At 58.4% G+C, this 11,241-nt stretch carries 11 protein-coding genes; 4 read left to right on the top strand and 7 right to left on the bottom strand.

Annotated elements, in window-relative coordinates; translation table 11 throughout:
- Window positions 1–63: 63 nt before the first annotated feature.
- Both ribF and murJ read right to left on the bottom strand, forming a co-directional pair.
- Window positions 64–1,035, bottom strand: coding sequence for a bifunctional riboflavin kinase/FAD synthetase (ribF, locus tag Q0Y21_RS16675; protein WP_297797892.1), 972 nt, complete (start codon window positions 1,033–1,035; stop codon window positions 64–66).
- An 83-nt stretch (window positions 1,036–1,118) separates the two neighbouring features.
- A complete protein-coding gene (murJ, locus tag Q0Y21_RS16670) occupies window positions 1,119–2,699 on the bottom strand; it encodes a murein biosynthesis integral membrane protein MurJ (RefSeq protein ID WP_297797890.1) in 1,581 nt (526 codons plus the stop codon).
- A gap of 214 nt (window positions 2,700–2,913) precedes the next feature.
- Between murJ and rpsT the strand changes: the two genes are divergently transcribed.
- The gene (gene rpsT, locus Q0Y21_RS16665) at window positions 2,914–3,183 is read left to right on the top strand and encodes a 30S ribosomal protein S20 (RefSeq protein ID WP_297797888.1); all 270 of its coding nucleotides are present in this window, start codon (window positions 2,914–2,916) and stop codon (window positions 3,181–3,183) included.
- 68 nt (window positions 3,184–3,251) lie between these two features.
- Here the strand turns inward: rpsT and proB are convergent, their stop codons facing one another.
- The 4 genes from proB to rplU form a co-directional block, all read right to left on the bottom strand.
- A complete protein-coding gene (gene proB / locus Q0Y21_RS16660; protein ID WP_297797886.1) occupies window positions 3,252–4,376 on the bottom strand; it encodes a glutamate 5-kinase in 1,125 nt (374 codons plus the stop codon).
- Between the two features lie 35 nt (window positions 4,377–4,411).
- Complete coding sequence (cgtA, locus tag Q0Y21_RS16655) at window positions 4,412–5,605, bottom strand: Obg family GTPase CgtA (RefSeq protein ID WP_297797884.1); 1,194 nt, start codon at window positions 5,603–5,605, stop codon at window positions 4,412–4,414.
- A gap of 131 nt (window positions 5,606–5,736) precedes the next feature.
- A complete protein-coding gene (rpmA, locus tag Q0Y21_RS16650; protein ID WP_012139697.1) occupies window positions 5,737–5,997 on the bottom strand; it encodes a 50S ribosomal protein L27 in 261 nt (86 codons plus the stop codon).
- A 36-nt stretch (window positions 5,998–6,033) separates the two neighbouring features.
- The gene (gene rplU, locus Q0Y21_RS16645; protein WP_297797882.1) at window positions 6,034–6,345 is read right to left on the bottom strand and encodes a 50S ribosomal protein L21; all 312 of its coding nucleotides are present in this window, start codon (window positions 6,343–6,345) and stop codon (window positions 6,034–6,036) included.
- Between the two features lie 268 nt (window positions 6,346–6,613).
- Here rplU and ispB point away from each other — a divergent pair, with 268 nt between their 5' ends.
- Window positions 6,614–7,582 carry an octaprenyl diphosphate synthase gene (gene ispB, locus Q0Y21_RS16640; RefSeq protein WP_297797880.1) on the top strand — a complete coding sequence of 323 codons (969 nt, stop codon included), beginning with the start codon at window positions 6,614–6,616 and terminating at the stop codon, window positions 7,580–7,582.
- 1 nt (window position 7,583) lies between these two features.
- Here ispB and Q0Y21_RS16635 read toward each other — a convergent pair whose 3' ends face one another.
- Complete coding sequence (locus Q0Y21_RS16635) at window positions 7,584–8,570, bottom strand: glutathione S-transferase family protein (protein ID WP_297797878.1); 987 nt, start codon at window positions 8,568–8,570, stop codon at window positions 7,584–7,586.
- 105 nt (window positions 8,571–8,675) lie between these two features.
- On the opposite strand from Q0Y21_RS16635, the gene Q0Y21_RS16630 reads away from it, so the two are divergent.
- Window positions 8,676–9,587: a LysR family transcriptional regulator gene (locus tag Q0Y21_RS16630; protein ID WP_297797876.1), complete on the top strand. Its 912-nt coding sequence runs from the start codon at window positions 8,676–8,678 to the stop codon at window positions 9,585–9,587.
- Between the two features lie 113 nt (window positions 9,588–9,700).
- A complete protein-coding gene (locus Q0Y21_RS16625) occupies window positions 9,701–11,230 on the top strand; it encodes a wax ester/triacylglycerol synthase family O-acyltransferase (protein WP_297797874.1) in 1,530 nt (509 codons plus the stop codon).
- Window positions 11,231–11,241: the final 11 nt, after the last annotated feature.

Raw genomic sequence — 11,241 nt, 5'->3', positions numbered from 1 at the left:
GTGTGCGTACTCTTTCGGTCAGTTGTCATCAGTAAAATAGAGGCCAGATCACGCCGGTCGACCTCAGCGGTCACCAGCGGCGGAACCATTGTCGGCAATCCACGCCCGGGCGCTGTCAAAATCACGGGCTATTTGCGTTTTCAGCTCGTCTACGGAGGAGAACTTGATCTCTTCCCGCACACCGTGACGAAACACCACTTCAATATGTTGCCCGTAAAGTGTGCCAGCAAAGTCAAACAGGTGCACTTCCAGCGATGGCTGTTTGCCATCCACAGTCGGTCGGAGGCCAATATTGGCGACACCGTCGTGAACGGAGCCGTCTTCCAGAGTCGCACTGACAACGTACACCCCCTGAAGCGCAGGCATTCTACGCAACAGGATGTTTGCCGTCGGCGCGCCCAGCTCGCGACCAAGCTGACGACCGTAGACTATTCGCCCCCGTATCCGGTACGGATGCCCAAGCAGCTGTTCCGCCTGCTCGAGGCCATCCACATTCAACAGATTTCGTACCCGGGTGCTGCTCACTCTCTCGCCGCCAACGGTCACGGTTCGGGTATTCTCAACGCTGAAGCCGCGCTGCTTGCCGACCTGTTCCAGCAGGGCAAAATCCCCGGCGCGGTCACAGCCGAAGCGGAAATCATCACCAACCACCAGGTGCCGAACCGCCAGCCCGTCGATCAGAACGTCCTCGATGAATCCCATGCCGGAGTAGCTACGGAACTTCTCGTCGAAACGCAGGCACAGCACGATATCGATGCCTTCGGCCAGCAGAGCCTCGAATTTCTGGCGGAATGCCATCAATCGGGGTGGCGCCTCGCTGCCCTGGAAAAATTCACGGGGCTGTGGCTCGAAGATCATGACCACGGACGGCACACCGAGGGTGCGGGCCTTTTCCTTGACCTGGTCCAGAATGGCTTTATGACCAATATGAACACCGTCAAAGTTACCGATGGTGGCAACACAACCATCGGCTAGAGGTGAGCCCTCCTGTCGGGAGAGAGTTTTCAGGTTGGTCAGGCCCCGGATCAGACGCATGTAATGCGAACCTTCAATTGCCAGCTGTGCATTCCACGGACGGCCGACGGCCATCCGCTGGTGAGAAAACGCGCGATTATAACCTACCTGTGGCGGAAATGTCTTACCCGGACGCCAGCAACCGCCAGCGCCACAAAGTAAACCGCCACCCCGGCTGCCACCAGAACACCCATATCCGCGGCCTTCTGCAGCCCACCAGCCGCCAGCCATTCGGCCACAGGGGCCTGCAACCAGACAATAACACCCGCAAGCGCGGCGTTGGCAAACGCAAGCTGGGCCAGGAACCGGGGCCAGCCCGGCTGGCTTTTCCAGGCGCCTTCCTTCCGCAACCCCCGCCACAACAGGAAACCGTTCAGCCAGGCGGACAACGAGGTCGCCAGTGCCAGCCCTGCGTGGGCCAGCGGAAAGACGAGGATAAGGTTAAAGACCATGTTGGCAACCATGGCGATCACACCGATCTTTACCGGTGTTTTGGTGTCCTGCCGGGCAAAGAATCCCGGCGCCAGCACCTTGATCAGCATAAAGGCCATCAACCCGGCCGAGTAGGCACGCAGACTCTGCGCGGACATGGTGACATCACGATCCGTCACTTCGCCATAATGGAACAGCGTGGCGATCAGCGGCTCGGCAAGCAACGCCAGGGCCAGTGCGGCTGGCACGCCAATCAGCAGAACCGCGCGTACAGCCCAATCCAGCGTGGCGGCGAATTGGTCAGCGGATGCCGCCGCATGCTTGCGGGAGAGACTGGGCAGAATCACCGTCGCAATGGCGATACCGAATACCCCCAGGGGCAGCTCGGACAAGCGGTCGGAGTAATACAGCCAGGAGACACTGCCGGTCTGCAGGAACGAGGCCAGCACCGTATCCAGCAACAGGTTGATCTGACTGACCGAAACACCAAACAGCGCCGGCGCCATCAGCCGCAGGATCCGATTTACGCCTTCATGGCGATAATCCACCCTGGGCCGAGGCAGCAATCCGAGGCGCATCAGAAAGGGCAACTGAAAGAACAGCTGCAGGGCCCCGGCAATAAACACGCCCCAGGCCAGGGCCATGACCGGCGTCTCCATCAGCGGCGACAGGAAGATGGCGGCACCGATCATCGCCAGGTTCAGCAACACCGGCGTAAAGGCCGGTATCGCAAACCGGTCGTAACTGTTGAGAATGCCGCCAGCGAATGCCGTCAGCGAGATCAGCAAAAGATACGGAAAGGTGATCCGCAGCATGTCGCTGGCCAGACCAAACTTGTAATCATCATCCAGAAAGCCTGGCGCAAACAGCGCCGTCAACAACGGCGCCCCCAGCATCGCAACCAGGGTGACCCCGAGCAGCACCAGCCCGAGGGAACCGGCAACCGCGTTGACCAGCCGCCGAATCTCCGTGATATCCTCCTTTTCCCGGTAGGATGACAACACCGGCACAAAGGCCTGGGAAAAAGCCCCCTCTGCGAACAGCCGGCGGAGGAAATTGGGAATCTTGAAGGCGACGAAGAAGGCGTCGGCACTGGCTCCGGCCCCGAAATAGCGGGCAATCACCATATCCCGCACCAGCCCCAACACCCGGGAGAGCATGGTCATCACCCCAACCAATCCAGACGAGCGGAGCAGGCCCGGCGCTTGCGGCGGTTCTTTTTTCTCTGGTGTATCTTCAGCTTGGGATGACATGCGGGTCCTGATGTCTGAAATGGCTCGTAAAACTGACTGGCGGCGAGTTTAACACAGCCCTTCTGCACCACGGGATGAAATGGTTCCAGAGGCGCCTTAAGCCTTGACATTTAAACCCATCAGCGGCATAGTTCCGCGTCATTTATTTCGACGCGCTGGTTTTGGCGCGCCCGCGAATTTTTCGAATCAATTACAGATTTTCAGGAGTTATACGGTGGCAAATTCCCCGCAAGCCAAGAAGCGCGCACGTCAGAACGAGAAGAACCGCAAGCACAATGCCAGCCTGCGTTCCATGGCTCGTACTTACATGAAAAAGGTTCAATCCAAGATTGAAGCCGGCAACTACGAAGAAGCTCAGGCTGCCTTCAAGCAGTTCCAGCCGATCATGGACAGCATGGTCAACAAGGGCGTTTTCGCCAAGAACAAGGTTGCTCGTCATAAGAGCCGCCTGAGCGCCAAGATCAAGGCCCTGAAGGGCGCATAAGCGACTTTCCTTCAGAGCTGAAAAAACCGGCTTTCGAGCCGGTTTTTTTGTGCCTGCCCGAGATTTCTCTAGACGATCACCATGTTATCCCGGTGAATCATCTCCTCTCCCGAGATATACCCCAGCACCTCTGCAATCCTGTCACTGGAACGCCCGGCAATTGCCCTGGCCTCGTCCGCATCATAGTTGACCAACCCGCGGGCAACCTCTTTCCCATTCTGGTCCACACAGGAAACCATTTCGCCGCGACGGAACTGACCGGAAACACCCTTGACGCCAACTGGCAACAGGCTGCGACCACCAAGACATAATACCCGTACGGCACCATCATCCAGAGCGAGCTGACCTCGCGTTTGTAAATGACTGGCAAGCCATTGCTTACGCGCTGCAATCCGCCCCTGCTCCGGCAACAGCATCGTGCCAATCACATCGCCACTACGCAGGCGGGTAAGAGCATGCTCGATCCGACCACCCACGATGACAGTAAATGCACCCGAACGCGCCGCCAGACGGGCCGCACGAACCTTGGTCTGCATACCGCCACGCCCCAGTGCACCGGCACCGCCACCTGCCATGGCATCCAGCTCATGATCCCCCGCTTTCCGCTCGGTGACCAGTTGTGCATCCGGGTGCTTGCGGGGGTCCTTATCGAACAGCCCAAGCTGATCGGTGAGAATGATCAGGCCATCTGCCTCAATCAGGTTAGCGACCAGGGCGCCCAGTGTGTCGTTGTCACCAAAGCGGATTTCATCGGTCACCACCGTGTCGTTCTCGTTGACGATCGGCACCACACCAAAATCCAACAGCGCCCGCAGCGTGCTGCGCCCATTCAGGTATCGCTTGCGGTCAGACAGATCATCGTGAGTCAGCAGAATCTGGGCGGTATGGATATCGTGGCGCTTGAACTGGGCCTCCCAGGTCTGCACCAACCCCATCTGCCCAACCGCAGCCGCGGCCTGCAACTCATGGAGCTGTTGCGGACGGGACGTCCACCCCAGGCGACTCATCCCTTCAGCGACAGAGCCCGACGAAACGATAACCACCTCAACGCCGTCTTCGATCAGCTCGGCAATCTGATCCACCCACAACCCCAGGGCCTCAACGTCCAACCCCTTACCGTCATTGGTCAGCAGGGCGCTTCCTATTTTCACAACCAGGCGACGAGCCTGGCGTAACTGGGTGCGTTCACTCATGGTTCGCCTGGATGCTCACTGATTCGTCTATCGGTTTATTCGGGGGCATACACCACTTCGACATCGTAATCATCGTCGTCGAAGTCGTCATCGTCGTCATCCTCACGGGCAGCCCGGCGAGCCTGCCGCTCAGCCTCGATACGGGCACGGGCCTCTTCATCCATCTGGCGGCGGCGCGCCGCTTCGCGCTCGGCAAATTCAGGATTCTGCGCCTCTTCCTCGGCCTGATCTTCAATCCAGCGCATGACCGCCTGAGTCAACGGCTTGGTGCCCTCTCCACTCAATGCGGAAATACGGAACACAGGCCCTTCCCACCCCAGCTCGTCAATAATGGCCTGGCAATGGGCGTCCCGATCCTCCTCCGGGACCATGTCGACTTTATTCAGAACCAGCCAGCGCTCCCGGTTGGCGAGAGTCTCGCTGAACTTCTCCAGCTCATGCTCGATGGCGCGCACCGACTCGGCAGGAGAGGAGCCGTCATAGGGAGCCACGTCCACAAGGTGCAACAGCAGACGGGTACGCACCAGATGCTTCAGGAAACGGATACCAAGCCCGGCACCTTCAGCGGCACCCTCAATAAGACCGGGAATATCCGCGATCACAAAACTCTGGTGCGCCTGCACGCTGACCACGCCAAGGTTCGGCACCAGCGTGGTAAACGGATAGTCCGCCACTTTGGGACGCGCGGCCGAGACCGAACGGATAAAAGTGGACTTACCGGCGTTGGGCATACCCAGAAGCCCCACATCCGCCAACACCTTGAGCTCCAGGCGCAGATTGCGCAGCTCACCCTCAGAGCCCTTGGTCGTCTGACGCGGAGCGCGGTTGACCGAGGACTTGAACCGAGTATTGCCGAGGCCGTGGAAACCGCACTGGGCCACCTTCAGACGCTGCCCGGCATGGGTCAGATCACCAAGCACCTCATGGGTATCCATATCGACAACCGTGGTGCCTACCGGTACCGGCAGGACCAGATCCTCACCTTTTGTGCCGGTGCAGTTACGGCCGGAACCCGGCTCACCATTTTGAGCCTTGTGCTTGCGCTGGAAACGGTAATCAATGAGCGTATTGAGCGACTCATCCGCCTCCAGATACACGGAACCACCATCCCCGCCATCGCCCCCATCGGGACCACCCTTAGGAACGTACTTTTCGCGCCGGAAACTGAGACAGCCGTGACCGCCCTTGCCGGCTTCCACGATGATGGTGGCTTCGTCTACGAATTTCATGGACCTACCCTTTGCGCTGTGCGCATAAACTAAAAAGCCCCGCAGCCTCTAGGAAGCTTTGCGGGGCTCCGGATCACCCTGATGATACCACCAGAGCAATCCAAGGTTCGACAGAACCGGATCGCCGCTGCTTACGCAGCCGGAACGATGCTCACGAACTTACGGCTCTGCGGGCCTTTGACTTCGAACTTCACCTGGCCGTCTGCTTTCGCAAACAGGGTGTGGTCCTTGCCAATGCCAACGTTGTTACCTGCGTGGAAGCGGGTGCCGCGCTGACGAACAATGATGCTGCCTGCAGAAACAGCCTCACCGCCAAAGCGCTTCACACCAAGTCGTTTCGACTCGGAATCGCGACCGTTACGGGTACTACCTGCTGCCTTTTTATGAGCCATTACAAGCCTCCTTATCTAAGGGGTTACTCGAGGGTCTTAGCCCTTGATACCCGTGATCTTGACTTCAGTAAACCACTGACGGTGGCCCTGACGCTTCATGGAATGCTTACGACGACGGAACTTGATGATCTGAACCTTGTCGTGACGGCCGTGGCTGACCACTTCCGCTGTCACTTTGGCACCATCAACAACCGGCGCGCCAACCTGAACCTTGTCACCATCGGCAACCAGCAGAACGCGGTCAAACTCGACGTTACCGCCGGTTTCCACTTCCAGCTTCTCCAGCTTCAGAGTTTCGCCTTCTTTTACACGGTGCTGCTTACCACCGCTAACAATAACTGCGTACATTAACGTTCTCCGCGATTGACCCATCCCTGCTCTTATCCACCTGGTTCTAAGGGAAGCGCTTCGGCAACCCTATAGCAGGGAGCGCAGGTTGGGATGAGTTGGGCGCGTGATTGTACGAAAACCGGCCCCGCAATACAAGCCAAGTTGACACTGAAAGCTCCAGTACCTAGCATTGCCGCTTCCTGCCCCTATTTATCAAAAAATAGCATCAAAGAAAGCATCAACAAATAGTATCAACGAAAACACCAGAAAGGGATCCACAAGCCGCATGACAGCCCAGCGCATTTACGACACCGTGGCGAATGATTTCAGCCGCGTGAACGACCTGATCATCAAACGGCTTTCTTCCGACGTCCCGCTGGTGGAGAAAATAGCCCACTATATTATTGAAAGTGGCGGGAAAAGGCTGAGACCACTGCTGGTCCTGCTATCCAGCCAGGCAGTCGGTTACCACAAGGACGACCACCTCAAACTGGCCGCCGTCATCGAATTCCTGCACACCGCCACCCTGCTCCATGATGATGTGGTGGACACATCCGACATGCGCCGGGGCCGCAGCACTGCCAACGCCCGGTGGGGAAACGCTCCCAGCGTGCTGGTAGGTGATTTCCTCTATGCCCGCGCATTCGAGATGATGGTGGAACTGCAAAGCCTGCGCATCATGGACGTACTGTCACACGCCACGGCGGTGATTGCCGAAGGCGAGGTGATGCAATTGATGAACGTAAAGAATCCGGACCTCACCGAGGCGCAGTACATGGAGGTTATCCACAACAAGACCGCCATGCTGTTTGAGGCCGCCTCCCACACCGGTGCCTTGCTGGCCGGCGCCGATGAACGTCAGGAGAATGCCCTGAAGGACTACGGCAAGCACCTGGGACTGGCTTTCCAACTGGTGGACGACGTACTCGACTACCGTGGCGACGCCGAAGCCATGGGCAAGAACGTGGGCGACGACCTCGCCGAGGGCAAAACCACCCTGCCCCTGATTCACGCCATGGAGAAAGGCGTAGAAGATGAACGCCAACTGATTCGTCAGGCCATTCGCAAAGGCGGCCTGGATGACCTGCCAGCCATATTGCAGATTGTCGACAGTTCCGGCGCGCTGGAGTACACCATGGCAAAAGCCAGGGAGCAGGCTTCCCTGGCAGCGGAGTGCCTCGATGTCCTTCCCGAATCCGATTACAAAGAGGCGCTGGCACTCCTGACCGAAGTTGCCGTTGCCCGCGTCAGCTAACTCAATCCAGTGACTCTCTGCCGTGAGGCGCCTCAAAATCCAGTTGCGGCCCCACAGGGACAACCTGGGTCGGATTGATGGTCCGCTGGCTCACGTAGTAGTGGCGCTTGATCTGGCCAATATCAACTGTCTCCGACACTCCCGGCACCTGATACAAATCACGCACATACGCGGACAGCGCCGGGAAGTCCCCGATGCGTTGTCGGTTGCACTTGAAGTGACTGTAATACACCGCGTCGAACCGAATCAGCGTGGTGAACAGACGCCAGTCCGCTTCGGTCAACTGCGTCCCGACCAGGTAGCGCTGCTTTGCCAGCCGCGCCTCCAGCCAGTCGAGTGAGTCAAACAACGCCCCATAGGCCTCTTCGTATTTGTCCTGGGCCGTGGCAAATCCGGCCTTGTACACACCATTATTGACGGTGTCATAAACCCGGGCATTCACCTCGTCGATCTCACCTCGCAGCGGCTCGGGATAGAAGTCCAGATCCTCACGCACACCATCAAGACCATCGAAGGCGGAATTGAACATGCGGATGATCTCGGCTGATTCGTTGCTGGCAATGGTCTGCTTTTCCCGGTCCCACAGCGTTGGCACTGTCACCCGTCCGGAATAGTCCGGCGCCGCCCGGGTGTAGACCTGATGCAGGAACTCGAACTCGTGCACATGATCCCTGTGCTGCTCATCACCGGGCCGGAACTCCCACCCGTTCTCTACCATGTCCGGATGAACCACCGACACAGAGATATGCTTCTCCAGCCCCTTCAGCTTCCTGAAGATCAAGGTGCGATGGGCCCAGGGGCAGGCCATGGAAACGTACAGGTGGTACCGGCCCGACTCCGCCTTGAACCCACCGTCACCCTCCGGACCGGGCGACCCATCCGCCGTTACCCAGTTGCGAAAGCGGGCGGCCTCCCTTTCAAACTTGCCACCGGTCTTGCTGGTGTCATACCACTGGTCGTGCCATTTGCCGTCAACTAAAAGCCCCATAATATTGACCTCTCCAAAACCCGATAATATTTGAAGAAGAATAACGGTCAGCCTGCTACCCTCTCAAACAAGCATTTCTGGCCAACAACTTCAGATAATTCGAACATGCATACAGCCATCACCATAGACGCACTCAAGGTCCTCGACGCCATCGATCGCAAAGGCAGTTTTGCCGGCGCGGCCGGGGAGCTATTCCGGGTCCCCTCTGCGATCAGTTACACGGTGCAAAAGCTCGAGGAAGACCTGAACATCGCCATCTACGACCGTAGCGGCCATCGGGCTACTCTGACACCAGCCGGTCGCTACCTGCTCGAGGAAGGCCGAACTCTCCTGGAAGCCGCCGAAAACCTGGCACACACCACCAAACAGGTAGCTCAGGGTTGGGAGACGCGACTGCGTATCGGTTTCAACACCTTGCTGCCCGCCGAGTGCCTGTTTCCGGCCATCAGGGCTTTTTACGACCTCGGAGTGCCTGTAGAAGTTCAGATCATTGAGGAAGTCTTCGCCGGCTCCTGGGACGCATTGCAGAGTCGCCGCGTCGACCTGATTGTCGGTGCCGACCAGCTCAGCAAGCCCGCCGGTACATTTACCACCAAGGCGCTCGGCAAGATGAATTTTGTGTACGCCGTTGCCCCAGACCACCCACTGGCGGCGGCAACCCAGCCATTGGCGGAAGAAGACATCGCCCGCTACCCGGCTGCGGTCGCAGCCGACACCTCCCGCTCACTGCCACCAGGGCATGCAGGCATCTTCCGGCGACAGCCCACCATCACGGTGGCCAACATTGACCAGAAGATCGCTGTACAGCAGGCAGGGCTAGGGGTTGGCTGGCTACCGGAATCGAGAATTCGCTCACAACTGAGGGAAGGCCAATTGATTGCCCTTGATGTCCACGATGTTCGCCAACCCATCATGCTCCATCTGGCGCGACACGCGGAAGATCAGGGCAAGGCTCTGATGTGGTTCTGGAAAACCCTGAGCCAGTCCGAGGAACTGACCTCCTGGCTCGAAACCTGATCCGGAGTTCGACGTGGCCGCCGAGGCGTAGGCGGATTCGGCAAAACAGCCAACGGAATCCGGCACTACTCGTTTATACTGCCGGAAAACAAAACGCCGAACGGAGTTCAAACATGCGGCAGTTGTCGGAACTGGATGCCTCTTTTCTTTACCTGGAGTCGGAAACGGCGCCCATGCACATCGGGGGCATCTACCTGTTTGATGGTCGTGGCAGCAGCAAACCCCTGGCCTTCAGCACGTTCGTTGCCTACCTTCGCAGCCGACTCCACGTGGTTCCGGTGTTCCGCCAACGCCTGAAAGAAATCCCGTTTCGTCTCGGCCGGCCCTACTGGATTGATGACCCTGATTTCAGCATCGAGCGCCACCTCGCCTACGTCAACCTGGGTGAGCACGGTCGTGTGCAGAGCCTGATGGAACTTGCCTCCAAGATTCTGGAGGAACCGCTCAAACGGGATCGCCCACTCTGGCATATCACTTTTGTGGATGGCTTCCCCGCAGCGGATGACGACGAAGGCCACCACGGGTTCGCACTGATCGTGAAACTGCACCATGCGGCCATTGATGCGTTCAGTGGTGAGGAGATCATTGGCAAGTTGCTGGAATATACGCCGGAGGCAAGACCGATTTCCCAGCCCCGTCCCTGGCACCCCAAGCCCGCTCCATCAGAAGAGCGGGTTATTGTGCAGACCGGCGCCAACCTGCTGCGCAAGCCCTTACAGGTCACCTCTCTCGCGTTGAGCGCAGCGGAGATAACGGCGCGGGGACTGATCCAGAAGCAGATGCGGAAACTGCCGTTACCATTTCCAGTGTTCTCTGCCCCCCATAGCCCTTTCAATCGCCAGATCACCGCCAATCGTCAGATCGTTGCGGCCGATATCGATCTGGCCCGGCTCAAGGCCATAAAAGCCAGCCTGGGTAACGTCACCCTGAACGACGTAGTGCTTGGGCTCTGCGCCGAGGCACTTCGGCGATACCTGGCTAATCAGGAGGGAGACCCTGACAAGTCGCTGGTCGCCATGACTCCGATATCTGTGCGCTCAAACAGCCTGCGTAAAGCGACCGGCAACCAGATGTCCGCCATGCTGCTGGACCTGGCGACCAATGAACCGAACCCTGCCCGCCGAATCCGCAAAATCCACCGCAATGCGGTGGCATCGGAACCCTACCGGGAAGCCATTGCAGCGGACAGGCTCACGGAACTGCTGCCGTCCACCATGCTGGCCCTGTCTGCCCGGCTCTACTCTGAACTCCAGATTGCGCAACGTTATCAGCCGGTTTTCAACTTGCCCATCACCAACGTTCCCGGCCCGCAGGTTCCACTCTACCTTCAGGGCGCACGTCTGGTGCGGCAGTATAATACCGCGCCACTGTTTGACAGCATGGGGCTGGTTATCGTGGCCGTCAGTTACGAAGGGCGGTTGACGGTTAACTTCACTCTCTGCCCCGACGTTGTGGCAGATGGCGAGTCACTTAAACCGTTACTTGAAGAAAGCCTGGTCGCCATCGAGAACTCAGCAGCGACGCTGACCGAATTTGACGAAGAACTGGACGGTCAGGCGGAGAACGGCCAGAGCCTCACCGATGAGGCCCTGACATTGCTCGAAGGTATGCTGAAAAAAACACTTCAGCGCTTCCGGCGCTGAAGTGAGGTAGG

The organism is uncultured Marinobacter sp., from assembly GCF_947259545.1.
Lineage (GTDB): Bacteria > Pseudomonadota > Gammaproteobacteria > Pseudomonadales > Oleiphilaceae > Marinobacter.
This window is presented reverse-complemented; position numbering and strand designations above follow the sequence as displayed.